General features: G+C 69.7%; 24 protein-coding genes, 2 tRNA genes, 1 other RNA gene and 1 pseudogene. 9 read left to right on the top strand and 19 right to left on the bottom strand.

Going from position 1 to position 23,862, the window contains the following annotated elements; translation table 11 throughout:
* Window positions 1–9 precede the first annotated feature (9 nt).
* Genes QM714_RS12010 through QM714_RS12020 form a run of 3 tightly spaced genes read right to left on the bottom strand, consistent with a single transcriptional unit; the run spans window position 10 to window position 1,516 of the window.
* Window positions 10–891, bottom strand: coding sequence for an NUDIX hydrolase (locus tag QM714_RS12010; protein WP_415100717.1), 882 nt, complete (start codon window positions 889–891; stop codon window positions 10–12).
* Window positions 891–1,349, bottom strand: a complete 459-nt coding sequence (locus QM714_RS12015) for a RidA family protein (protein WP_415100719.1) — start codon at window positions 1,347–1,349, stop codon at window positions 891–893. The genes QM714_RS12010 and QM714_RS12015 overlap by 1 nt, the downstream gene beginning before the upstream one ends.
* A complete protein-coding gene (locus QM714_RS12020; RefSeq protein ID WP_415100721.1) occupies window positions 1,346–1,516 on the bottom strand; it encodes a DUF4177 domain-containing protein in 171 nt (56 codons plus the stop codon). The genes QM714_RS12015 and QM714_RS12020 overlap by 4 nt, the downstream gene beginning before the upstream one ends.
* Window positions 1,517–1,599: 83 nt before the next feature.
* Between QM714_RS12020 and QM714_RS12025 the strand changes: the two genes are divergently transcribed.
* Complete coding sequence (locus QM714_RS12025) at window positions 1,600–2,973, top strand: MFS transporter (protein WP_415100723.1); 1,374 nt, start codon at window positions 1,600–1,602, stop codon at window positions 2,971–2,973.
* Window positions 2,974–3,148: 175 nt separating this feature from the next.
* On the opposite strand, the gene QM714_RS12030 is transcribed toward QM714_RS12025, so the two are convergent.
* Together QM714_RS12030 and QM714_RS12035 are read right to left on the bottom strand one after the other, a co-directional pair.
* On the bottom strand, window positions 3,149–3,781 hold the full coding sequence (locus QM714_RS12030; RefSeq protein WP_415100725.1) for a 3-oxoacid CoA-transferase subunit B: 633 nt from the start codon (window positions 3,779–3,781) through the stop codon (window positions 3,149–3,151).
* 1 nt (window position 3,782) lies between these two features.
* Window positions 3,783–4,568, bottom strand: coding sequence for a CoA transferase subunit A (locus QM714_RS12035; protein WP_415100727.1), 786 nt, complete (start codon window positions 4,566–4,568; stop codon window positions 3,783–3,785).
* A gap of 89 nt (window positions 4,569–4,657) precedes the next feature.
* Between QM714_RS12035 and QM714_RS12040 the strand changes: the two genes are divergently transcribed.
* Entirely contained in the window at window positions 4,658–5,692 is a 1,035-nt protein-coding gene (locus QM714_RS12040) for an ArsA family ATPase (protein ID WP_415100729.1), read from the top strand.
* Window positions 5,689–6,858, top strand: a complete 1,170-nt coding sequence (locus QM714_RS12045; RefSeq protein ID WP_415100731.1) for an ArsA family ATPase — start codon at window positions 5,689–5,691, stop codon at window positions 6,856–6,858. The genes QM714_RS12040 and QM714_RS12045 overlap by 4 nt, the downstream gene beginning before the upstream one ends.
* A gap of 25 nt (window positions 6,859–6,883) precedes the next feature.
* Here QM714_RS12045 and QM714_RS12050 read toward each other — a convergent pair whose 3' ends face one another.
* Window positions 6,884–7,174 (bottom strand): WhiB family transcriptional regulator, encoded by a 291-nt coding sequence (locus QM714_RS12050; protein WP_415101082.1) that lies wholly within the window; start codon window positions 7,172–7,174, stop codon window positions 6,884–6,886.
* Window positions 7,175–7,373: 199 nt separating this feature from the next.
* Here QM714_RS12050 and QM714_RS12055 point away from each other — a divergent pair, with 199 nt between their 5' ends.
* Window positions 7,374–9,731, top strand: a complete 2,358-nt coding sequence (locus tag QM714_RS12055) for a transglycosylase domain-containing protein (RefSeq protein ID WP_415100733.1) — start codon at window positions 7,374–7,376, stop codon at window positions 9,729–9,731.
* Window positions 9,732–9,759: 28 nt separating this feature from the next.
* Here QM714_RS12055 and QM714_RS12060 read toward each other — a convergent pair whose 3' ends face one another.
* Entirely contained in the window at window positions 9,760–10,221 is a 462-nt protein-coding gene (locus QM714_RS12060) for a GatB/YqeY domain-containing protein (RefSeq protein WP_415100735.1), read from the bottom strand.
* A gap of 26 nt (window positions 10,222–10,247) precedes the next feature.
* Here QM714_RS12060 and QM714_RS12065 point away from each other — a divergent pair, with 26 nt between their 5' ends.
* The 4 genes from QM714_RS12065 to QM714_RS12080 all read left to right on the top strand — a co-directional run bounded on the left by QM714_RS12065 (window position 10,248) and on the right by QM714_RS12080 (window position 13,839).
* A complete protein-coding gene (locus QM714_RS12065; RefSeq protein ID WP_415100737.1) occupies window positions 10,248–11,159 on the top strand; it encodes a metallophosphoesterase in 912 nt (303 codons plus the stop codon).
* A gap of 66 nt (window positions 11,160–11,225) precedes the next feature.
* Window positions 11,226–11,302: transfer RNA gene (locus QM714_RS12070), tRNA-Pro, on the top strand.
* 204 nt (window positions 11,303–11,506) lie between these two features.
* Window positions 11,507–12,958, top strand: a complete 1,452-nt coding sequence (locus tag QM714_RS12075) for an amino acid permease (RefSeq protein WP_415100739.1) — start codon at window positions 11,507–11,509, stop codon at window positions 12,956–12,958.
* Window positions 12,955–13,839 (top strand): universal stress protein, encoded by an 885-nt coding sequence (locus tag QM714_RS12080; RefSeq protein WP_415100741.1) that lies wholly within the window; start codon window positions 12,955–12,957, stop codon window positions 13,837–13,839. The genes QM714_RS12075 and QM714_RS12080 overlap by 4 nt, the downstream gene beginning before the upstream one ends.
* 16 nt (window positions 13,840–13,855) lie before the next feature.
* Here QM714_RS12080 and QM714_RS12085 read toward each other — a convergent pair whose 3' ends face one another.
* The 8 genes and pseudogenes from QM714_RS12085 to ffs form a co-directional block, all read right to left on the bottom strand.
* Window positions 13,856–14,908 carry an aspartate-semialdehyde dehydrogenase gene (locus QM714_RS12085; protein ID WP_415100743.1) on the bottom strand — a complete coding sequence of 351 codons (1,053 nt, stop codon included), beginning with the start codon at window positions 14,906–14,908 and terminating at the stop codon, window positions 13,856–13,858.
* Complete coding sequence (locus QM714_RS12090) at window positions 14,905–16,176, bottom strand: aspartate kinase (protein WP_415100745.1); 1,272 nt, start codon at window positions 16,174–16,176, stop codon at window positions 14,905–14,907. Before QM714_RS12090 ends, QM714_RS12085 begins: the two co-directional genes overlap by 4 nt.
* An 86-nt stretch (window positions 16,177–16,262) precedes the next feature.
* Window positions 16,263–16,889 carry a DUF5063 domain-containing protein gene (locus QM714_RS12095; protein ID WP_415100747.1) on the bottom strand — a complete coding sequence of 209 codons (627 nt, stop codon included), beginning with the start codon at window positions 16,887–16,889 and terminating at the stop codon, window positions 16,263–16,265.
* Window positions 16,882–17,481, bottom strand: coding sequence for a recombination mediator RecR (recR, locus tag QM714_RS12100; protein ID WP_415100749.1), 600 nt, complete (start codon window positions 17,479–17,481; stop codon window positions 16,882–16,884). Before recR ends, QM714_RS12095 begins: the two co-directional genes overlap by 8 nt.
* A 44-nt stretch (window positions 17,482–17,525) precedes the next feature.
* Window positions 17,526–17,891, bottom strand: a complete 366-nt coding sequence (locus tag QM714_RS12105; protein WP_415100751.1) for a YbaB/EbfC family nucleoid-associated protein — start codon at window positions 17,889–17,891, stop codon at window positions 17,526–17,528.
* A gap of 83 nt (window positions 17,892–17,974) precedes the next feature.
* Window positions 17,975–20,104 (bottom strand): DNA polymerase III subunit gamma and tau, encoded by a 2,130-nt coding sequence (locus QM714_RS12110; RefSeq protein ID WP_415100753.1) that lies wholly within the window; start codon window positions 20,102–20,104, stop codon window positions 17,975–17,977.
* A 157-nt stretch (window positions 20,105–20,261) separates the two neighbouring features.
* Window positions 20,262–20,903, bottom strand: a pseudogene (locus tag QM714_RS12115) (metallophosphoesterase); the annotation flags it as partial.
* A gap of 58 nt (window positions 20,904–20,961) precedes the next feature.
* An RNA gene (gene ffs / locus QM714_RS12120) (signal recognition particle sRNA small type) lies at window positions 20,962–21,052 on the bottom strand.
* A 175-nt stretch (window positions 21,053–21,227) separates the two neighbouring features.
* Between ffs and QM714_RS12125 the strand changes: the two genes are divergently transcribed.
* Window positions 21,228–21,316, top strand: a tRNA-Ser gene (locus tag QM714_RS12125).
* A gap of 281 nt (window positions 21,317–21,597) precedes the next feature.
* Here QM714_RS12125 and QM714_RS12130 read toward each other — a convergent pair.
* From QM714_RS12130 to QM714_RS12145, 4 genes are read right to left on the bottom strand one after another with little or no spacing between them, the layout of a single operon-like run.
* The gene (locus QM714_RS12130; RefSeq protein ID WP_415100755.1) at window positions 21,598–21,777 is read right to left on the bottom strand and encodes a hypothetical protein; all 180 of its coding nucleotides are present in this window, start codon (window positions 21,775–21,777) and stop codon (window positions 21,598–21,600) included.
* Entirely contained in the window at window positions 21,774–23,177 is a 1,404-nt protein-coding gene (locus tag QM714_RS12135; RefSeq protein ID WP_415100757.1) for an EsaB/YukD family protein, read from the bottom strand. Before QM714_RS12135 ends, QM714_RS12130 begins: the two co-directional genes overlap by 4 nt.
* A gap of 8 nt (window positions 23,178–23,185) precedes the next feature.
* Window positions 23,186–23,479 carry a WXG100 family type VII secretion target gene (locus tag QM714_RS12140; protein ID WP_415100759.1) on the bottom strand — a complete coding sequence of 98 codons (294 nt, stop codon included), beginning with the start codon at window positions 23,477–23,479 and terminating at the stop codon, window positions 23,186–23,188.
* A 15-nt stretch (window positions 23,480–23,494) separates the two neighbouring features.
* A complete protein-coding gene (locus QM714_RS12145) occupies window positions 23,495–23,818 on the bottom strand; it encodes a WXG100 family type VII secretion target (protein ID WP_415100761.1) in 324 nt (107 codons plus the stop codon).
* Window positions 23,819–23,862: the final 44 nt, after the last annotated feature.

The raw sequence follows: 23,862 nt of genomic DNA on the forward strand, positions 1-23,862 counted from the left end.
GCCGACCACTCATGGTGCGGACGTGCCCGAACGACTGCCGAGGTGCGCCGCCAGCAACGGCTGCAGCCGTGGCGGAACCGAGAGGGCATAGCCCACCCCGTCCGGGGCGGGCTCCGCGGTGGGCGTGAAGATCTCGATGCGGCGCTCGTCGGTAGCGGCACGCGCGGCGTCCGGGTCGGCGTACCCGGCGATCTCCAGGCAGGTGAGATAGGTCGGCGGCATCATGAACAGGCGCTCCTCGTCGCACGCGGCTACGGCGCCCGCCGCCGACATCCAGGCCACCTCGTCGGACTCCGAGGAGACGTCCCGGGTGACCTGGCCGGGCGGCAGCTCGGCCACGAAGAACCAGGTGCGATAGCGGCGCGGCTCGAAGACCGGCGTCAACCAGCCGGCCCAGGCGCCGAGCAGGTCGGTGCGCAGCACCAGACCACGCCGATTCAACAGTTCGACCATCGACAGCTCCCGGGCCTCCAGCGCGGCCCGGTCGTCCTCCCAGTCCGGCGTGGTGGTGTCGGCGACCACCGCAGACTCGTCCGGCCCCGCGAGCAGCACCCCGGACTCCTCGAACGTCTCGCGTACGGCGGCGCACACGAGGGCCTGCGCCAAGGACTCCTCGACGCCGAGCTGCTCGGCCCAGCTGGCCGGCGTCGGTCCCGCCCAGGCCACCGCGGCGTCGAAGTCACGCTGGTCGACGCCGCCGCCGGGGAAGACACACATGCCGCCGGCGAACGCCATCGTGGTCTGCCGCCGCAACAGGTAGACCTCGACGCCGGCCGCGCCGGTGCGCAGCAGCGCCACGGTGGCCGCCAGCCGAGGCTCGGCCGGGATCCGCGTGCCGTCGGCGAACTCCCGCGCCGCGGTGACCAGACGGTCCGGCAACGGGAACCGCACTAGACCTCCACGACGAGCTCGACCTCGACCGGCACGTCCAGCGGCAGCACGCTGACCCCGACAGCAGACCGCGCGTGCCGCCCGGCGTCGCCGAAGACCTCACCGAGCAGCTCGGAGGCACCGTTGGCCACCTTGGGCTGGGCGGTGAACGCGGGGTCGGAGGCGACGAACACGACCAGCTTGACGACCCGCTTGATCGCCGACAGGTCGCCGATCTCTGCCTTGATCGCCGCGAGGCCGTTGAGCGCGCACTGCCGAGCACACGCGTAGCCCTCTTCCTCGCTGACCTCGCCGCCCACCTTCCCGGTCGCCAGCATCGCGCCGTCGCGCGCGGGCAGCTGACCTGCGGTGAAGACCAAGTTGCCGCTGCGCGCGGCAGGGACGTAGGCCGCCAGCGGCGGCACCACGTCCGGCAGGCTGAGACCGAGCTCGGCCAGCCGCTCCTCGGGCGCGCTCACTGAGCCGCCTCCGCGCCCACGGGCCGCTTGAAGTAGCCGACCAGGTTCTCCGGGTTCATCCCCGGCACGACCTGGACCAGCTCCCAGCCGTCGGCGCCGAAGTTGTCGAGGATCTGCTTGGCCGCATGCACCAGGATCGGCGCGGTGAGGTACTCCCACTTGGTCATAGGCGAGACCCTACTCCCGGGACTCCGGGGCCTCGGCGGGGGCTGATTGAGGTCGAGTCCACTTCAACTCCTACGATCCCGTGGTGACCACGCCGCCTCCCGACTCCTCGTCGGAGCGGGGGCCGGGGATCCTGTCGCGGCCCTACACCTTCACCACGATCGGCACCTCGGCGTTGGTGTTCTTGGTGGCCTTCGAGGCGCTGGCCGTCACCACCGTGATGCCCGAGGTGGCCCGCGAGCTGGACGGCGTCCGGCTCTTCGCGCTGAGCTTCGCGGCACCTTTGGCCAGCGGTGTCACCGGGATGGCGGTGACCGGTTGGTGGAGCGATCGCGCGGGTGCGACCCGGCCGCTGCTGACCTCGGTCGCGCTCTTCGGGATAGGGCTGATCTGCTGCGGGCTGGCGCCGACGATGCCCGCTCTGGTGGTCGGCCGGCTCGTGCAGGGCCTCGGTGGCGGCGGGCTCACCGTCTGCCTCTATGTCGTGGTCGGACAGGTCTATCCGCGACTCCTCCAGCCCGGGATCTTCGCCAGCTTCGCGGCCGCCTGGGTCCTCCCGGCGCTGGTCGGTCCGGCCATCGCTGCGGCCATCGCCCATCTGCTGGGGTGGCGCTGGGTGTTCCTCAGCGTCGTCGTACTCGTGCTGGTGGCCACCATGCTGTTGCTGCCCGTGTTGCGATCACTGCCACCCGTCGACGAGGCCGCGAGCACGGCGTCCGGCCGACTGCTCGTCTGGTCCGCGGTGACCGCCGCGGCGGTGCTTGCGCTCAACCTGCTCGGCGACGCCGATCCCCCGGTGGTCTATGTCGCGATCCCGGCCGCGGCGCTGGTGATCGTCTCGGTCCGGCCGCTGGTGCCGTCCGGCACGCTCCACTCCCGCCCCGGCTTGCCGAGCGTGATCCTCAGCCGCGGCGCGCTGAGCGCGAGCTTCGTCTGCGCCGAGTCCTTCTTGCCGTTCGTGCTGCAGGACCGGTGGGGCTGGTCGACCGGCGCAGCGGGCGCGGCGCTGGCCGCGGCCGGGCTCGCCTGGGCCAGCGGCAGCCAGGTGCAGGCCACCCTGGCCAAGGATGTCGAGAACACCTCGATGATCCGGGCCGGGTCGGCACTGCTGGCTCTCGGCACCTCGGTCGCCTTGCTGGTGGTGTGGTCCTACGGCCCGGCCGTCCTCTTGATCGTCGCGTACGCCGTCGCGGCCGCCGGCATGGGTACGGCCTACCCCCGCAACGGTGTCGCCACCCTGGACGCCTCCACCGACGCCGACCGCGGCTTCAACTCCTCCGCCCTGTCGATCGCCGACTCGCTCGGCGCCGCACTCGCGCTGTCCTTGTGCGGGATCGCCTTCAGCATGGCCGGGAGTCGGGGTTTCGAGGCTGTCTACGCCGTCGCAGTCGTCTGGGCCACCCTCGCCGTCCTGGTCTCCCGACGCACAGCCCCCGCGAGGCGTAGCCAACGCAAATGACAGCCGCCCCGGCGTGGGGTACCGGGGCGGCTTCCGGGTCGAGCCCGGTCAGGGATTCACGTGGTCCTCGTCGGATCGACGCATGGCATATTTCTATCGGTGATCGGCCGTCGGCGTCCGGCGAACCTGTGCGCCTTTGCCAAGTGCACTAGACGGGCTAGACAGCCCAGCGTTGCTAGTAGGCGACGAGGGGAGGCTCGGTCTTCTCGCGGATCTCGTCCTCGGTCACCCCGGGGGCCAGCTCGCGCAGCACCAGGCCGTCGGGGGTGATGTCGACGACACCGAGGTCGGTGATGATCCGCTGCACCATGCCACGGCCGGTGTAGGGCAGCGAGCACTCGTTGACGATCTTGTAGGAGCCGTCCCGGGCCACGTGCTCCATCAGCACGATCACCCGCTTGGCGCCGTGGACCAGGTCCATCGCACCGCCCATGCCCTTGACCATCTTGCCGGGGATCATCCAGTTGGCGATATCGCCGTCCTTGCTGACCTGCATCGCGCCGAGGATGGCAGCATCGATCTTGCCGCCTCGGATCATCCCGAACGAGGTGGCGGAGTCGAAGAACGACGCGCCCCGACGCAAGGTGACGGTCTCCTTGCCGGCGTTGATCAGGTCGGGATCTTCTTCGCCCTCGATCGGATAGGCGCCGACACCGAGGATGCCGTTCTCCGACTGCAGCACCAATTCCACGTCGTCGGCGACGTAGTTCGGAACCAGCGTCGGCAGGCCGATCCCGAGGTTCACATAGGAGCCGTCGGCGAGCTCCGCGGCGGCCCGGGCCGCCATCTCCTCACGGGTCCACGCCATCTCAGGCCTCCTTGCTCTCGGCGGATTCGGTCCGCGGCCGGACGGTGCGCCGCTCGATCCGCTTGTCGGCCGCCTGCTCCGGCGTCAGCGCCACCACGCGTTGGACGAAGACGCCCGGCGTGTGGACCTGGTTGGGCTCCAGCTCACCGGGCTCGACCAGATGCTCGACCTCGGCGATGGTGACCTTGCCGCACATCGCAGCCAGCGGGTTGAAGTTGCGCGCGGAGTCTCGGAACACCAGGTTCCCGTGCCGGTCACCCTTCCACGCGCGCACCAGCCCGAAGTCGGCCACGATCGCCCGCTCCAAGACGTACTCATGTCCGTCGAACTCCCCGACCTCCTTGGCCGGTGAGGAGATCACCACGTTGCCCTCGGCGTCGTACTTCCACGGCAGCCCACCCTCGGCCACCTGGGTGCCGACGCCGGTCGCGGTGTAGAACGCCGGGATGCCGGAGCCGCCGGCCCGCATCCGCTCGGCGAGCGTGCCCTGCGGCGTGAGCTCCACCTCGAGCTCGCCGTGGAGGTACTGCCGGGCGAACTCCTTGTTCTCCCCGACGTACGACGACACCATCCGCCGCAGCCTGCGCGCCATCAGCAGCCGGCCCAGCCCCCACTCATCGACGCCACAGTTGTTGGAGACCGCCTCCAACTCGTCGGCACCCTGCCTCAGCAGCGCATCGATGAGCACCGAAGGAACACCACACAACCCGAAGCCACCCACCGCGAGCGTGGAGCCGCTCGCGATGTCGGCCACCGCCTCGTCGGCACTCGGCACGACCTTGTCCACTCGCCCGCCTCCTTCTCCCACCCTGGGATACCGGTCCCTGGATGGTAGTACCGCCCGTCGGCCGACCGGTGACCCGTAGGCTGACCGATGTGCCAGCACCGGACCCAGCTGCCGCCGACAGGCAGGTCGCGGACTGGTCGGAGGTGCAGCTGCACATCGTGACCGGCAAGGGCGGCACGGGGAAGTCGACGGTGGCCGCCACGCTGGCGCTGGGGCTGGCCTCTTCCGGTCGCACCGTGCTGCTCTGCGAGGTCGAGGGGCGACAGGGCATCGCCCGGATGTTCGACGTCGACCCGCTTCCCTACGCGGAGCGGCGGATCGCCACCGGCCTGGCTGGCGAGGATGGTCGGGCCGGCGCGGTGCATGCACTGCACATCGACGCGGAGTCGGCGCTGCTGGAATACCTGGCGATGTACTACAAGCTCGGCCGAGCCGGCCGAGCCCTCGACCGATTCGGGGTCGTCGAGTTCGCCACCACCATCGCGCCGGGAGTGCGCGACGTGCTGCTGACCGGGAAGGTCTACGAGGCCGTCCAGCGCAACAGTCGCAATCGCGGGGCGACGCAGTACGACGCCGTCGTGCTCGACGCTCCCCCGACCGGACGGATCGCGCAGTTCCTCAACGTCAACAGCGAGCTCGCCGGGCTGGCCAGGATGGGTCCGATCAAGGGGCAGGCCGACACCGTCATGACGCTGCTGCGCTCGCCGCGGACCGCCTGCCATCTGGTCACCGTGCTGGAGGAGATGCCGGTGCAGGAGACCACCGACGGGATCGGCGAGCTCCGAGAGGTCGGCCTGCCGGTGGGCGCGGTGATCGTCAACCAGCTCAGGCCGCGCGACCTGTCGCCCGCCGATCTGGTCAAGGCCCGTCGTGGACGGCTCAACAAGACGGCGATCAAGGCCGATCTGGGTGCCGCCGGGCTGACGCCAACCCCCACCCTGATGAAGGCGCTCACCTCGGAGGCGCGCGACCACGCCGAACGGCGCGCATTGGAGGACGAGCAGCAGGCGCTGATCGACCAGCTGCAGCTGCCGACCTACGGGTTGCCGCGGCTCGCGGCCGGCGTCGACCTGGGCGGCCTCTACGAGCTGGCCGAGCTGCTCAAGGAGCAGGGGCTGGCATGACGAGAACACGCGTCGGCCCGTTGGCCAACAACCCGCGGCCCGCTCCGGCACTCGACGTGGACGCCCTGCTCGACGACCCGGGCACCGGCATCGTCGTGGTGTGCGGGTCGGGCGGGGTCGGCAAGACCACCACCTCAGCGGCCCTCGCACTGCGTGCAGCCGAGCGTGGGCGCCGGGTCGTGGTGCTGACCATCGATCCGGCGCGGCGGCTGGCCCAGGCGCTCGGCATCGAGCAGCTCGACAACACGCCTCGACCGGTCCCCGGCATCGAATCCCCCAGCAGTCTCGACGCGATGATGCTGGACATGAAGCGGACCTTCGACGAGGTCGTGGAGAGCCAGGCGAGCCCGGAGAAGGCCCGACAGATCCTGGAGAACCCCTTCTACATCGCGCTGTCCAGTTCGTTTGCCGGCACCCAGGAGTACATGGCGATGGAGAAGCTGGGCCAGCTCCATCGCGACGCGCAGCGCGACGGCCGCTACGACCTGATCGTGGTCGACACCCCGCCGAGCCGATCCGCACTGGACTTCCTGGACGCCCCCGAGCGCCTGTCCAGCTTCCTCGACGGCAGGTTCATCCGGCTGCTGCTCGCCCCCGCACGAGGGCCGGCGCGGCTGATGACGGCGGGGCTGACGATGGCGACGAATGCGCTGACCAAGGTGCTCGGTGCCCAGGTGCTGCGCGACATGCAGACCTTCGTGTCGGCGTTCGACACTCTCTTCGGCGGCTTCCGGCAGCGAGCGCAGAAGACCTTCGAGCTGCTTCAAGCAGACGGCACCGCGTTCCTGGTCGTCGCGGCGCCGGAGGACGACGCGCTCCGCGAGGCGGCCTACTTCGTGGAGCGGTTGACCGAGGACGACATGCCTCTGGCGGGGTTAGTGGTGAATCGGGCGACCCAGCCGCCGGAGGGCGATCTCACCGCGGATGAGGCGCTCGCCGCAGCGCAGCGACTGCTTCGGACCGAGGGCGGCAGCGAGTCGGTGACCGGCGGGCTGCTGCGGCTGCACGCCGATCGGGGCCGGATGGTGGAGCGGGAGGCCCGGCTTCGGGAGCGGTTCGCCGCTGCTCACCCCGCCGTACCGACCACGGTGGTGCCGTCATTGACCACCGACGTGCACGACCTGACCGGTCTGCGCGAGGTGGGCATGCTACTGGCCCGCGGTTGACGCCGGCCAGTGAGCTCGACCCGGATCAGACGCCGGTCGGAAGCTTGGTGTGCTCGTCCTTCGCCTTCTCGAGCACGGTGCGCCACGAGGCGGTCGGCCGGCGGCGGAGCAGAGCACGCCGCTCACGCTCGGTCATGCCGCCCCAGACGCCCCATTCGATCTGGTCGTCGAGAGCCTCGGCGAGGCACTCGGTGCGCACGGGGCAGCCCTTGCACACGAGCTTGGCCTTGTTCTGCTCGGCGCCGCGCACGAAGAGCGCGTCCGGCTGCTGGTCTCGGCACGCGGCCAGCGGTGCCCAGTTCTCAACCCACATGATGATGTCCCCACATCTGATTTGATGTCGACGGTGATCGTCCCTGTTGCGACCACGTCGTGTTGTCCCTGTGGAGAAAGTTATGTGGGGGACCTGCCGTGGCAACAGACTCTTTCATGTCAATCGCCATAGCCCATTAGGACTAGATGGGGACCACCGCTCAACTGGGAGATGACTAGCCCGGTCACGTACCCTAAAGCGCATGGTCCCACCCCCCTCCGAGCGACGCAGCGCGCCCAAGGTGCTCTCCCACCTGGGTGTGATGGCGCTGGTCGCCGCCCTGATGGGGCTGGTGGCAGCCGGTCTCGCCATCCCCCTGGCCGGTGCCCTCGGCGTCGGCGCGCAGCAGGTCGCGAAGTCGGTGGACAACCTCCCTGCCGAGCTGCAGGCCTCCGCGCTGCCGCAGAAGACCTTCATCTACGACTCCCATGACAACGTCATCGCGACTCTCTACGACGAGAACCGCATCAACGTCTCGCTCGACCAGGTCTCCCGCACCATGGTCAAGGCGATCGTCGCGATCGAGGACTACCGCTTCTACCAGCACGGTGCGCTCGACCTGAAGGGCACCCTGCGCGCGATGATCACCAACCAGGCCAACAACGGCGTGGTCCAGGGTGGGTCGTCGATCACCCAGCAGATGGTGAAGATGACCCTGGTCAACCAGGCGAAGACCAAGAAGGAGCGGGCGGCGGCGACCGACGACACCTATGCCCGCAAGATCCGCGAGCTGCGCTACGCCATCGCAGTGGAACAGCAGCACTCCAAGGACTGGATCTTGGAGCGCTACCTCAACATCGCCTACTTCGGTGACGGGGCGTACGGCGTCCAGGCGGCCGCCCAGCACTACTTCAACGTCAACGCCAAGGACCTCGACCTGCGTCAGTCAGCACTGCTGGCCGGGTTGGTGAAGAACCCCACCGGCTACGACCCGACGGACTACCCCGAGCGCGCCCGCGAGCGTCGAGACGTGGTCTTGGACCGGATGGCCCAGCTCAACGTGATCAGCCCGCAACGCGCCGCCAAGGTCGAGAAGCAAGGCCTCGGCCTGGATGTCCAGCGCTCCGACAACGGGTGCATCGACTCGACCGCTCCCTGGTTCTGTGAATACGTCGTGCGCTGGCTCGAGCAGGACAAGAGCCTCGGCAAGACTGCCAAGGACCGTCGCCAGCTGCTGCTCTCCGGCGGGCTGAAGATCCACACCACCATCGACCTGCGCTACCAGAAGGCCGCCGACAACTCCGTCGCCGCCCATGTCCACCCCGGCGACCAGGCGATCGGCGGCCTCGCCATGGTCGAGCCCGGCACCGGCCAGGTCCGGGCGCTGGCACAGTCGCGGCCGATGGGCCGGGAGAAGGCACGGCACGAGACGTTCCTCAACTACACCGTGCCCTACCGCTACGGCGATGCGCGCGGCTTCCAGCCCGGGTCGACGTTCAAGGCCTTCGTGCTCGCCTCGGCGCTGGAGCAGGGCATCCCGCTCTCCTACGCGCTCAAGTCCCCCAACCAGGTCGACATCAACCAGAACGAGTGGCAGACCTGCAAGGGTCCCTACGACAACCCCGCCCCTTGGCAGATCCACAACTCCACGGGCGAGGGCACCTTCGACCTCACCACCGGCACCCGGGAGTCGGTCAACACCTTCTACGCCCAGCTCGAGCTGGCCACCGGCCTGTGCGAGCCCTACCGGTTGGCCCGCCAGATGGGGATCCACCTGGACAGCCCCAAGAGCGAGATGACGCCGTCGTTCACCCTGGGGGCAGCAGACGTCAGCCCTCTGGAGATGGCCGGCGCCTACGCCACCTTCGCCGCCCGCGGGATGCACTGCGAGACCTACCCGGTCACCGTGATCGACGACGCCGACGGCAACCAGGTCAAGAAGTACTCACCGAAGTGCAAGCAGCTGATCAGCGAGTCGACCGCGGACGCGATCAACGGCGTCCTGCGCGGCGTGCAGGAACCGGGTGGATTCGGCTACTCCTACGGGCTGAACCTGGACAAGCCTTCCGCCGGCAAGACCGGCACCACGACAGGGAACATGGCGGTCTGGTTCGTCGGCTACACCCCGGAGCTGGTCACCGCCTCGGGCATCGCCGGCGTCAACCCGGCCGGCCAGCCGAGGACGCTCAACGGGCAGTACGTCGGCGGCACCTACATCGACGAGGCGTTCGGCTCCAAGACCGCCGGGCCGATGTGGAAGGGCGCCATGGGCGTCATCCAGCAGTGGCTGGCCGCGAAGAACTTCACCCCGCCCAACTTCAGCGGCCGCAAGCTGCACCCGATGACCACGGTGCCCTCGGTGACCGGGATGAGCCTGGCCTCGGCCACGGCGGTGCTGCACTCGGCTGGCCTCAAGGTGGCCGTCGTCAACAACTCCACCATCCCGATCTCCACGAGCGAGACGGTCGTCAGCTCCTTCCCCACCGCGGGCTCCTCGGTGCTGGCCGGCGGCTCGGTGCTGCTGACTCCGTCCTCGCAGGCCCCCAAGGCGCCACCCAAGCACGGTGGCGGCGGCAACGGCGGCGGGCACGGCGGCGGGCACGGCGGCGGCCGCCACTAGACGGGTTGACGCTACGGATTAGTCGGCGTCAGCCGGCGAGTTGGCGGCGTACCTCCGCGGCGACGACGGCGCCGTCGGCACGCCCCTTCGTCTGCGGGGTGAGCACCCCCATCACCTTGCCCATCGCCCGCATGCCTTCGCCGGCGGAGCCGGTCTGCTCGATGGCGGCCGTGACCAGGGCAGCGATCTCAGCCTCGCCGAGCTGCTCGGGGAGGTAGTCCGCGATCACGGCAGCCTCGGCCCGCTCCTTGTCAGCCATCTCGGTGCGGCCACCCTCGGCGAAGGCGGTCGCGGCCTCACGCCGCTTCTTCGCCTCGCTGGTAAGCACTCCGAGGACGTCCTCGTCGGTGAGCTCGCGGGCCACCTTGCCCGCGACCTCGGCGTTGGTGACGGCGGTCAGCACCATCCGCAAGGTCGAGGAGCGGATCTCGTCCCGCGCCTTCATCGCCTCGGTGAGATCTGCTCGCAACCGGTCCTTCAGCGCACTCATGTGGCCCATTGTGGCAGGGTTGCCCGGTGAGATTCGCGCGCATTTCCCGGCTGCTCCGAGCCGGAGCCTTGGCCGGCGCCGGGCTCACGGCGTACGCCGCCTGGGAGGCGCGGGCCTACACCCTGCGCCAGGTCACCGTCTCGTTGCTCCCAGCCGGTCGTCGGCCGTTGACCGTGCTGCACATCTCCGACCTGCACATGACGCCAGGGCAGCGACGCAAGCAGGACTGGGTCCGCGACCTCGCGACCCTGCAACCGGACCTGGTGATCGGGACCGGCGACTTCCTGGCCCACCCGGGCGCAGTGCCGGTCGTGCTCGATGCTCTCGGTGGGCTGGCGGACGTGCCGGGGGTGTTCGTGTTCGGCTCCAACGACTACTTCGCACCGACGCTACGCAACCCGCTGCGCTATCTGATGCCCGACGACGGACGCCGCAACGTGCACTCGGCGCCGCTGCCGTGGCCCGAACTGGCCGCGGGCCTGTCCCGCCGCGGCTGGCTCGACCTCACCAACCGACGCACGACCCTGGAGCTCGACGGGCTCCAGATCGCCTTCGCGGGCGTCGACGACCCTCACCTGGGCTACGACCGACTCGACCTGGTGGCCGGCCCGGCCGACCCCGACGCCGACCTCCGGCTCGCGGTGACGCACGCGCCGTACCTCCGCGTGCTCGACCAGTTCGCCGCGGACGGCTACGACGCCATCATCGCCGGACACACCCACGGCGGTCAGGTCTGCCTGCCGTTCGTCGGCGCGCTGACCACCAACTGCGACCTCGAGAACGCCCGCGCCAAGGGCCTGCACCGCCATCCGGCGGACTCGCGCCCGGGTGACCCCGCCTCGTCGTGGCTGCACGTCTCCGCCGGGATCGGCACCTCTCCCTATGCCCGGATCCGGGTGGCCTGCCGCCCCGAGGCGACCCTGCTGACGCTGACCTGATAGCGATTTCGGCGGGTCCGATCGGGTCCGGTATGCTCGCCCAGGTTGCGGGCCAGCGTCCGCAGGCGGGCTGTGGCGCAGTTTGGTAGCGCGCTTCGTTCGGGACGAAGAGGCCGCAGGTTCAAATCCTGTCAGCCCGACCATTTTGTCGTGATTCAGGCCGTTTTCGCGCGTTTTTGCCGCCACCCGGGCCGCTTTCGCTCATTTCTCACGTCGCGCCGGATCCGCTCCGCGGTGGTCAACACGTGATACAGCGGCATCCCAAATGCCGAACGCCTCTTGTCTACCGAGCAGTAACCGCACCGTTGCCGCTAGTGTCGCTCGGCATCCGACAACGGGAGGCGCCCATGACCACCAGCCTGCGAGAGCAGCTCCTACGACGTAAGCCGGTTGGCGAGATGGCGGCCGAGACCGGCGCCGACTCCGGCACCAGCGAGTTGTCTCGCAGCCTCGGGCTCTGGCATCTATGTGCGATCGGCATCGGCGGCACGATCGGCACCGGAATCTTCTTCATCCTCAACCAGGCGGTTCCGGTCGCCGGACCCGCGGTGATCTGGTCCTTCGTCCTTGCCGCTGTGGTCGCCGGCCTGACAGCGGTCTGCTACGCAGAACTCGCCGGCGCGGTGCCCGTCTCGGGGTCTTCCTACTCCTACGCCTACGCGGCGCTCGGCGAGGTGATCGCCCTGGCCGTCGGCGCCTGTCTGCTGCTGGAATGGGGCGTCGCCGGAGCGGCGACCGCGGTGGGCTGGTCGGAGTATGTGAACCGCCTCTTGGACAACGTCTTCGGCTTCCAGCTTCCGCACGCTTTGTCCAACGCGCCGGAGCAGGGTGGTGTCTTCAACCTGCCCGCCGTCTTGTTGATCGTCATGTGCGCCACCCTGCTGATCCGGGGCGCGAGCGAGTCGGCGACCGTCAACGCGATCATGGTGGCGATCAAGATCAGCGTGCTGATCATGTTCATCCTGATCGGCTCCCAGGGCTGGAACTCCGACAACCTCTCGAACTTCGCGCCGTTCGGCTTCCACGGCGTCGAGGCTGCCGCCGGAATGATCTTCTTCTCCTTCATCGGCCTCGACGGCGTGGCCACCGCGGGCGAGGAGGCGAAGAATCCGAAGCGCAACCTGCCGCTGGCCATCATGATCTCGCTGCTGGTGGTGACCACGCTCTACGTGCTGACCTCTCTGGTCGGCGTCGCCGCCCAGCCGTACGACGAGTTCGAGGGTCAAGAGGCGGGCCTTGCCCGCATCCTTGAGAACGTCGTCGGCGCCAGCTGGCCCGGCACCGTTCTCGCTGCGGGCGCCATCATCTCGATCTTCAGCGTCACCCTGATCTCGCTCTACGGCCAGACCCGGATCCTGTTCGCGATGTCGCGCGACGGCATGATCCCGGAGATCTTCCACAAGGTGAACCCGCGCACGATGACTCCGGTGCCGAACACGATCATGGTTGCCATCGTGATCAGCCTGTTGGCCGGGCTCATCCCGATCAACTTCCTGGCCGAGATGACCAGCATCGGCACCCTGGTGGCCTTCATCACCGTCTCGATCGGTGTGATCGCCCTTCGTCGCAGCGCTCCGAACCTGCCCCGCGGCTTCAAGGTGCCGCTCTACCCGATCACGCCGATCCTGTCGGTGGTCGGTTGTCTGTGGATCATCAAGGACCTCCGCCCAGTGACGCTCTACGTCTTCGTCATCTGGATCGCCGGCGCTATGGTCTGGTACTTCCTCTACAGCAGGCACCACTCCCACCTCGGTCGCCGCGAACACGTCGGCTTGGCCGGCGGAGAGGACGCGCAGTGACCATCGTCGTCGGCTATCCGCCCAACAGGCGTGGGCAGGCAGTGCTGAACCTAGCCGCGATGTTGGCCAGGACCACCGGTGAGGACCTGGTGATCTGCAGCGCGGTTCCGGCACCCTGGATGCCCGCTAGATTCAAGGTGGACGCGGAGTACCACGCCTATCTCACCGAGGCAGCCGAAGACTCTTTGAGCCAGGCTCGCGCCGACCTCGCGCCCGACATCCAAGCCGAGTTCATCACCCACCGGACCCGGTCGGCGTCCGCGGGACTGCTCGAGGTCGCCGAGGAGCGGCAGGCCAGCATGATCGCGGTGGGCTCCTCCACGGCCGGCCTGTTCGGCCATGTGACGGTGAGCAGTGTCGCCGACCGGCTACTGCACAGCTCACCGATTCCGGTCGCCCTCGCCACCCGCGGCTTCCGCTGCGCGCCGGACGCGAAGGTCACCCGACTCACCGTGTCCTACGGCGGCTCCGGAGAAGCCGGTGACCTGGTCGCCGCGGTGCGAGACGTTGCCGCGACCGAAGGGGTCGGCGTCCGACTCGCCTCGTTCGCCGTGCAGGCACCTCCCCCGGACACGGCACGGATGGATGTCGAGGCCGACGACATCCTCGAGGAGTGGACCAAAGACATCCGCTCGCGCGCCGAGCGAGCCCTCGCCGAGCAAGCCGAGGCGGGCTCGCCCCCGCAGGAGATCGACGTGGTCGTGGGCCAAGGTCACGACTGGGGCGAGGCCCTCGAGGACATCGAGTGGGAGCACGACGGCGACCTCCTCGTGGTCGGCTCGAGCAGCGCCGGACCGCTCGCCAGTGTCTTCCTGGGCTCCCGCGCGACCAAGATCATCCGACACTCCCCCGTGCCCGTCGTGGTCGTCCCACGCATCTGACGGCGGAACGTCGGGGTCAGAGGCGGGCGGCGACCAGCTCGGCGATCTGGACGGTGTTGAGGGCAGCCCCCTTGCGGAGGTTGTCGTTGCTGACGAACAGCGCGAGGCCACGGTCGTCGTCGACGCCGGGATCCTGGCGGAGCCGGCCGACGTAGGACGGATCCTTGCCGGCCGCCTGGAGTGGGTTCGGGACGTCCGAGAGCTCCACACCGGGTGCGTCGGCCAGGATCTCCCGGGCGCGCGCGACCGGCAGCGGGCTGGCGAACTCGGCGTTGATGGACAGCGAATGGCCGGTGAAGACCGGCACGCGCACGCAGAGCCCGGAGACCCGCAGGTCGGGGATGGAGAGGATCTTGCGCGACTCGTTGCGCAGCTTCTTCTCCTCGTCGGTCTCGTCCAGACCGTCGGCCACGATCGACCCGGCGAGCGGGACGACGTTGTAGGCGATGGTGCGGGCGTACTTGACCGGCTCCGGGAACGCGACGGCCTCGCCGTCGTAGGCCAACTCGCGGGCCTTCTCGCCGGCGGCCAGCACCTGGCCGGCGAGCTCCTCCACTCCGGCCACCCCGGACCCCGAGACGGCCTGGTAGGTCGACACGACCAGCCGCTCCAGGCCGGCGGCGTCGTGGAGCGGCTTGAGCACCGGCATCGCGGCCATCGTAGTGCAGTTGGGGTTGGCGATGATGCCCTTGCGGGCCTCGTCGATCGCCTCCGGGTTGACCTCGGAGACCACCAGCGGGACATCGGGGTCCATCCGCCAGGCCGAGGAATTGTCGACCACCGTCACACCGGCCGCGGCGAACCGCGGCGCCTGGGCGCGCGAAGTGGTCGCGCCCGCCGAGAAGACGGCGATGTCGAGGCCGCTCGGGTCCGCCGTGGTGGCGTCCTCGACGACGACCTCGCGGCCGTCGTAGGTCAGCATCCGCCCGGCCGACCGCTCGGAGGCGAAGAACCGGATCTCGGCGACCGGGAAGGAGCGCTCGGCCAGGATCTGGCGCATCGCGACCCCGACCTGGCCGGTCGCGCCGACCACGCCGATGCGCACACCGCGCCCGTGTCCGTCGTTCATCGTCCGGTCCCTCCGTAGACCACGGCCTCGCCGGCCTCGGAGTCGAGGTCGAAGGCGGTGTGGGTGACCTGTACGGCGGTGTCGACCTCGGACTCGTCGACGATCACCGAGATGCGGATCTCCGAGGTGGAGATCATCTCGATGTTCACCCCCGCCGACGCCAGCGCGGAGAAGAACCGGGCGGTGATGCCGGGGTGGGAGCGCATGCCCGCCCCGATCAGGGAGACCTTGCCGATCTGGTCGTCGTAGAGCAGCTTGTCGTAGCCGACCTCGTCTTGGATGCGGGCCAGCGCCGACATCGCCCGCTGGCCGTCCGCACGGGGCAGCGTGAACGAGATATCGGTGAGGCCGGTGGCGGCCGCCGAGACGTTCTGCACCACCATGTCGATGTTGATCTCGACGGCGGCGAGCGCCTCGAAGATGCGGGCCGCCTCACCGACCTTGTCGGGCACGCCGACCACGGTGATCTTGGCTTCGCTCCGGTCGTGGGCAACGCCGACGATGATGGCCTGTTCCATCTCATCTTCCTCTGTGCTGGTGGGGACGATCCAGGTGCCCTCCTTGTGGGAGAAGGAGGAGCGGACATGGACGGGCATCTCGTAGCGGCGGGCATACTCCACGCACCGCAGGTGCAGGATCTTGGCGCCGCAGGCCGCCATCTCGAGCATCTCCTCGGTGGAGATCCGGTCGAGCTTGCGGGCCGACGGCACGATCCGTGGGTCGGCGGTGAAGACGCCGTCGACGTCACTGTAAATCTCGCAGCACTCCGCCCCCATCGCCGCCGCCAGCGCCACCGCGGTGGTATCGGAGGCACCCCGACCGAGGGTGGTGATGTCCTTCGTCGTCTGCGAGACGCCCTGGAAGCCGGCCACGATCGCGATCGCGTCCTCCTTGAGGGCGTTGACGATGCGGCCGGGCGTGATGTCGATGATCTTGGCGTTGCCATGCGCCGCGTCGGTGATCACGCCCGCCTGGGAGCCGGTGAAGGAGCGCGCCTTGTGGCCGAGCTGGGCGATCGCCATCGCCAGCAGCGCCATCGAGATCCGCTCGCCGGCAGTGAGCAGCATGTCCAGCTCGCGCGGGGGCGGCAGCGGCGTCACCTGCTCGGCCAGGTCGCGCAGCTCGTCGGTCGTGTCACCCATCGCGGAGACGACGACCACGACGTCGTGACCGGCCTTCTTGGTGTTGACGATGCGCTGCGCGACCCGCTTGATCCCGGTGGCGTCGGCCACCGACGAGCCGCCGTACTTCTGCACGACGATGCCCACGATGTGCGTCCTCGAGGTGGAGTTGGAACGACGACCGCGTGCCCTCGGCTGGGCCCGCCACGCTGCGCTGCGGCCGAAGAAGGAGTCTACCGGGGGACGGTGTCGTCGCTCTCCAGCATCTCATTCGCCGCGGCGACCTGCTCCTCGTCCACGACGAGCTCGATGTCCAGCCGGTCGTGGGCCACCACACTGAGCAAGGCGTTGAGCATCGCCCCCGCCAGGTTGCCCCACGAGGACACGTAGGAGAACTGCCACCACCACAGCGCCTCCTCGACATTGCCCGCCCGGAAGTGGCGCAGCCCGTTGCCGAGGTCGGTGGCGATGCTGCTGAGGTCGTCGGACAGCTGACTGTCCACCACCTCGGGGACGTAGGGGTCGAAGACGAAACTGTAGGTGTCGAGGTCGCCGAAGATGCCGGCCAGCCGCATCCGCAGCTCGTCGAGGTCCTCGTCGGGGCCGACGTCTGGTTGGTATTCCGACTCGGGGGTGAAGTCGGTCTGCGCACCGAGTCGGGCGCCGGCCAGCAGCACCTGACTCACCTCGAGCAGCAGCAGCGAGATGGCCCGGCTCGGGTCGGCCTCCCGGGCAATCTCGCGCAGCGCGAGCAGGAAGCTCTCCACCTGGTCGGCGATCTGCTGGGCGAAGTCCTCGGTCTCGCTGTCGACCTGGGCGGCCCGTTCCCGCCTCGGACTCGGCAGGGTTGCGTCAGTCATCTGCGGATCTCCTTCCTACGAACGCGCGTCCCAAGGTGACCTCGTCGGCGTACTCGAGATCACCACCCACCGGAAGTCCACTCGCCAACCGGGTGACGCGCAAGCCCAACGGCTTGAGGGTGCGGGTGAGATAGGTCGCCGTCGCCTCGCCCTCCAGGTTGGGGTCGGTCGCCAAGATGACCTCGGTGACCACCCCGTCGGCGAGGCGCTGCATCAACTCACGGATGCGGAGCTGGTCGGGCCCGATCCCGTCGATCGGCGAGATCGCACCGCCCAGCACGTGGTAGCGGCCGCGGAACTCCCGGGTCTTCTCGATGGCGACCACGTCTTTGTACTCCTCGACCACACACAACACCGCCGGGTCGCGCCGAGGATCGCGGCAGATCCGGCACTGGTCGTCCTCGGAGACGTTGAAGCAGATCGCGCAGAAGCGCACCTTGGCCTTCACCTCGAGCAGGACGTCGGCCAGGCGGCGTACGTCGGTCGGCTCGGCCTGGAGCAGGTGGAAGGCGATCCGCTGGGCGCCCTTCGGCCCGACCCCGGGCAGCCGCCCGAGCTCGTCGATGAGGTCCTGCACAACGCCTTCGTACAACCCGCTCTCTCCTGCCTTTCTGCGTCTGTCAGATCGCCTGGCCGTCAGTCCAGCTCGGCCGCGCCGCTGCCGAAGCCGCCAGCCAACGGCCCCATCGCCTGCGCGGCGACCTGGTCGGCCCGAGCCTTGGCGTCTCGGTAGGCGGCCACGATCAGGTCGCCGAGATCCTCCAGGTCCTCCACGCTGTCGCCGTCGACGGTGCCCGGTTGGACGGTGACGCCCACCAGGTCACCCACCCCGTTGACGGTGACGGTCACCGCTCCGCCAGACACCGAGCCCTCGACCTTCTGCTCCGCGAGCCGGGCCTGCGCACTCTGCAGTTGATCCTGCATCTGCTGAGCCTGCTCGAGCAGGGCGTTCATGTCGAAGCCGCCGGCTCCACCGAGTGCGTCGAACGGGTTGTCAGTCATGGTCCCTCCAGGGTGGCGCTGGTCGTGGTCCGGGGCTTCGCCCCGGCTTGGAGATCGCTCGGTCTCCTCAAGAGATGATCTCCTCAAGAATGGGGGATCTCCTCGATCACCTCGGCGCCCAGCGTCTGCTGCAGCAACTCGGCGCCGGACAGGCCGGCCGACTCCGCGTCGGGGTCGTCCCGGTCGACTCCGGCGTCGGCCTCGGCGAGGAAGTCGGGTGTGCTGGGCTCCGCGCCACCGGCTCGGGTGTCTTGGATCCGTTCGCGAGCCGCCGCGCTGGGCGGGGTGCGTGGCTCTCGTCGGTCGGCCTCGGCCGACCCTTGTGGTGCGTGCTCCGCGGCGGGCGACTCGGGCACGGTCCGCTCTCGGCTGGACGCTTCCGGCGCCTCGGGCTCCGGCGTGGCTCGGGCTGAGGCCGCCGGCGGGGCGGCCTCCCAGGGGTCGTCCGAGGGCGGTGGCTGCTCCGGGGTCGCTCCCGGATCGATGATCGCCTCGATGCGCCAGTCGGCACCCACCACGTCGATGGCGGCCTGGCGGACGATCTCGACGCTGCCACCCTTGGCAAAGGAGTCGCGCGCACCGGCGTTGGTGAAGCCCAGCGTCAGCGTGGTCGCGTCGACGGCCACGACCTGGGCGTTCTGGGTCAGGTGGATCCAGGTCAGCCGGCGGCGGAGCTTGGTGGCCTCGACAATGTCGGGCCAGAGGCGACGCACGTCGACGAGGGTCAGGGCGGGGTTCGGAGCAGCTCCGGGTGCGTCCGCTGCGTCTCCCGTTGGCTCGGCCTGATCCGGAGGGGCGTCCTCGGACGGCGGGGGCATCGCCGGGTCCGCAGCCTGCGCAGCGCTGGCCGAGGCCGGCGAAGGCTCCTGGTCCTCGGGCGACTCGGGCGGAGTCGGGTCGGCGCTCGGCGCGGGAGGGGTCGGTGCAGCGGACGTGTCGGATGGGCCCGGGGCGGTGGTGGGAGGTGGGGCCGTCGGGGGTGGCGGGGGAGGTGGGGCCGGCGGAGGCGGGGCGGGAGCGGTGGCCGACGTGGAAGGCGTGCCGGTGATGGTCATCCGCTTCTCGACCCGGTCCAGGCGCGCCATCAGACCGTCGGCGCTGTGGTCGGCGCCGGGGAGCAGGACCCGGGCGCAGATGAGCTCCAGCAGCAGTCGGGGAGCGGTCGCGCCGCGCATCTCGGTGAGCCCGCTCGCGACCAGGTCGGCGGCGCGAGCAAGCTCGGCGCGACCGAAGCGGGCGGCCTGGGCGACCAGGCGCTCCGCGGCGTCCTCGGACACGTCGATCAGACCGGTCGCGGGAGCGTCGGGCACGGCGGCGACGATGACCAGGTCGCGCAGCCGACGGAGCAGATCCTCGGTGAAGCGGCGTGGGTCCTGACCGGTCTCGATGACCTTGTCGACCACACCGAAGACGGTGGCGCCGTCGCCGGCCGCGAACGCGTCGACGACCTCGTCGAGAAGCGCGTCGGGGGTGAAGCCGAGCAGGCCGGTGGCCAGTGCGTGGGTGACCCCGTCCGGTCCGGCGCCGCCGAGCAACTGGTCGAGCACCGAGAGAGTGTCCCGCGCGGAGCCACCCCCGGCTCGCACGATGAGCGGCAACGCCGCCGGCTCGACCGCCACGCCCTCCTTCTCGCAGAGCTCGCCGAGATAGGACGACAGCAGCCGCGGCGGGATCAGCCGGAAGGGGTAGTGGTGGGTGCGGGACCGGATGGTCGGCAGCACCTTCTCCGGCTCGGTGGTGGCGAAGATGAACCGGAGATGCGGTGGCGGCTCCTCGACCAACTTGAGCAGGGCGTTGAACGCCTGCGTGGTCACCATGTGCGCCTCGTCGATGATGTAGACCTTGTAGCGGTCTCGCACCGGGGCGAAGAAGGCCTTCTCGCGCAAGTCTCGCGCGTCGTCGACACCGTTGTGGGAGGCCGCGTCGATCTCGATCACGTCGATGGAGCCGGGGCCGCCTCGGGCCAGCTCACGGCAGCTGTCGCACTCGCCGCACGGGTCGGCGGTCGGGGCTTGGGCGCAGTTCAGCGAGCGGGCGAGGATGCGCGCCGAGGTGGTCTTGCCGCAGCCGCGCGGACCGGAGAACAGGTAGGCGTGGTTGACGCGGTTGTTCGCGAGCGCCGCTCGCAGCGGCTCGGTGACGTGATCTTGGCCGATGACCTCGGCGAACGTCTCCGGCCGATAGCGGCGATAGAGCGCGAGCGGTGACTCCACCCCTGAACCCTAACCATCGCCGCCGACAGCCGGTAGCGAGCGCCAGTGGGTGACGATCCGGCCGGAGTCCTCGACGAAGTGGATCGCGTAGGTGGGCGGCAGCCTCCGGGGTGATCTTCGGGTAGGGCTCGGCGTCCATGGTCACCGTCGAGGCCACTGCGCCCGGGATCAGGACGGGCAGCGGGCGCCGCATGACGTCGTACGGCGTCACGCAGGCGCTGTGGGCGTGGCCGACCAGGACGGCAAGAACGTCCTCATGCCGGTCGAGCACCTCGGCAAGCGCGTCGGCGTTGCGCAGCCGGATCGGGTCCATCAGGCCCAGGTGGACGGTCACCGGCGGGTGGTGCAGGCAGACGAACGCCCGCTCACCCGGGCTGCGTGCGGCGAGCTGCTCATCGAGGAACGCCAGCGTCTCGTCGGCGAGCAGGCCGTGGTCGATCCGCTCCCCCACCGGCGCTGGGACCATCGAGTCGAGCATCACGAACACGGTGTTGCCGAGCCGATGCGCCTCGCTGACCGGACGAGCGGGGTCGGCGCCGCGGAAGCCGGCGTACTCCTCCCTGCGGTCGTGGTTGCCGGGCAACATCCACAGCGGTGCCGGTCCTGCCCAGCCGCCGAGCACCTCGGCCGCCTCGGCGTACTCCTCCGCGGTCCCGTGGTCGGTGATGTCGCCGGTGACCAGCACGACGTCGACTGGCGGATCCATGGCCGCGAGGTGGTCGAGGACCCGCCGACACCGCTCCGCGGGCTGCCACTTCCCACCGAAATGGGTGTCGCTGAGATGCGCGATGACCAGCACCGCACCATCGTGCCAGGTCGTCTGCCGGGCGCGGCCGCGGGGAAAGCCTCGTGGAAAGCAAGGCCCCCCGCGTACCCGACAGAGCTCGCTTACCCTTGCTGCCTTCCGGCCCTGGGGGAGTTCGGCAAGATGCCGCCACACGGGGGGTTGGGCTGAGTCTAGGTGAGCCCATCGGAGCGAGTCGAACCGGCGCTGACGGATGCGCTCGGCTCGCGGCTACTGGCGTGTACGACGCATATGCCGACCGCGCACACCAGTTAGTTCCTCCGGCGACCTCTTCACTCGATTTCCGCCGCCGCCAACGGGACCGGTAACCTCCTTCGCGGAGGATTCGCCTAGTGGCCTATGGCGCTCGCTTGGAAAGCGGGTTGGGTTAACAGCCCTCGCGGGTTCGAATCCCGCATCCTCCGCCAGAACGGCCTTACTCGAACTCCGAGGGTTGTTGCCCCTCAGGTGAGCGGGCGGGTCCGTGCGACGCCGCTGGCGAGCTGCCAGTGCTTCCGCTCGAGCAGACGGACGACGCCCTGCTCGCTGTGGGTGCCAAGGGGTGCCGGGTCAGTGAGCGGTGCATCCGCGACCGATCCGGCAAGGCCGACGAGCGAAGGCGGGCCGGAGGCCCGTCGAGTCGAGGAGAACGCCGCCGGTCGGGATGCGGTGTGCCGCGAGCCCGGCACTTCCTCTCGGAATAGGTCGTCTATGCGAACAGGTCGACCACCAGCAAGCCGGCCACCAGCAGCGTGGCGAACACCAAGCCCCAGCTCAGGGCGCGGCCGTGCCGTGGCAGACCCTCGCCCGGGTCGCGTGCGACCACAGCGTCGACAACGCGACGTCGCCAGAACGCCTGGACCTGTGCTGACGCGTGCCGCGACGTCATCGGTCACCGTGGACGACGCCGACCAGATCGATGGCGAGCGCCAGGAGCGGCAGCACAGAGACCAGGACCGCTGACTCGAGTCGATCGAGCAGCCTGGCCGCGCGCCACGAGGTCGTCGCTGCCCCCGCGGTGAGGGCCAAGCCGAGCAGTCCTGCGATGAGCAGGACCGCCGCCGTGCCCATCCGCCAGCCCGGCCGCAGCCAGCCGAGCGAGACCGTCAACACCACGACCCCAACCACGGCAGGGATCAGCGCGGCGGCCACCAGCGGACCGGGTCTGAGGTGACGCACCCGCATCAGCGAGAGCACGCAGCACATCACAGCGAGAGCGGCACCAGCCGTCCCGAGCGAGACCATCCACGGCAGACTCAGGACCGTCAGCACACCTGCGGTGGCGATCATCGCCGCGGCCACACTGAGCGCACCCCGGAGATCGGCGGCCAGGCCGGCCAGATCGACCGGCTCCGCTGGGTCCGTCGGCTCGGCCGGCTTCATCGTCATGCCGGCCACAGGCTGGGTCCACGGCGCATGCACTGCGGTAGCGGTCACCGCGAGCGTCGGGAAGACCTCTGCCGCCAGCACCGCCAACACGCCGACCACGGTGACGACGCACCCCGCGGAGAGCGGCGCCACCAGGCAACCAAGGCCGGTCGCGACAAGGCAGAGCCCGATCAACACCGGCGGGGTGGCGGCAGCAGGGCCGCCATGAAGCCCGACCAGCTGGATCAGCCCGGCCACGACGACCACCGCCCCTGCCGCGGTCACCGAGAGGAACGGCTCTGCCGAAGCACTCGCGCCGCGACCCGGCAGCTCCGCCGACAGGACCACGGTCGACAAGATCGCGGCACAGAGAGCGGCATAGCCGCAGCCCAGCCAGCCGACCGCCACCGCCAGCAGCGGAGGCATCGACCACCGCGCAAGCAGATGCCCGCCCGGGAGCAGCGCAACCGCTGCCGCCGCCGCGGCGATGCCGGCGCCGAGGCCACCCACGATCAGCAACGGCGGCATCGCGGTCACCAACAGCAGCAGAGTGAGGCTTGACGGGAGCCACCGGCGCCGTGCGGCAGCGGACGGAGGCCGGCGTGGCAGGACCTGTTCGGCCGCCTCGACCAGGTCGTCGAAGCGCGGAGCCGGCTCCTCTCGTCCAGTGTCGGTCGCGAGCTGCAGGACCGCACCGGACTCGACACCCTGACGCTGCAGATCGTCATCCGGCTTCAGCGGCTCACCGGTCCGATCGATGAGCCTCAGTCCGACCGTGTTCGAAGGCAGCCCGACGTGGGCCGCTAGGTCGGGAAGCAGCTCGGCCACCGGCAGCATCGGCGGAATCGCGAGGTCAGCGCGGCCGGTGCTGGAGACCACACTCACCCACAGCGGTCCCGAGCTGTCGTCGGCGGCAGCCACGAGCGGGCCTAGCCCGAGAAGTTGGCGGCACCGCGCCGATCGGCAGCGGCGTACTCCATGTTGGCCGCTCCGACCACTGCGGCCGCATCGTTGAGCACCGCGGTGAGGTCGGCGATCGCGGTGTCCCAGCGACCCTTCGCCACGTAGTAGGCCTGTTGAGCACTGCCGATCCACTCGTGTCGCAGCGGCATCAGCTCGCCCTCCAGCAACTGCAGACGGCCGTCGATCGCAGACACGGCGCCGCGCATCGCATCGACCGCGGCCTCGAGTTGGGGGTGGTTCACGCGCAGGTCGAAGCTCATCTCTCCTCCCTGACCTCAGCCGGCCAACCGGGCCGACAGGTTCGTCATCGGCTCCGCCTGGGCCTGATCAGTGGCCATGTTGTCCTGCTCGGTGCGGCGCAACGCGGCCTCGAGCTCGGCCAGGGCTCCAGTGATCACCTGGTGCTGGCGAGCCCACTCCTGATGCAGGCGCAGGAACGCGCTGCCGCCTGCACCCACCCACTGGCCGGTCACGCCCGCCAACTGGGCGGAGAGCCGTTGGGCCAGCACCTGCAGGTCCTGCTGAGCCTCGGCGACCTTGGCTGCTGATCGACTCAGCGTGGCGTGACCTTGGCCCATCTCTTGAGCAACGTTCGACATGTGTCCTCCAACATCGGCGTCCGGATCGGACCGCCCTGATCGAG

The sequence above is a fragment of the Nocardioides sp. genome (genome assembly GCF_047602075.1).
In the GTDB taxonomy this organism is placed as follows: domain Bacteria; phylum Actinomycetota; class Actinomycetes; order Propionibacteriales; family Nocardioidaceae; genus Nocardioides.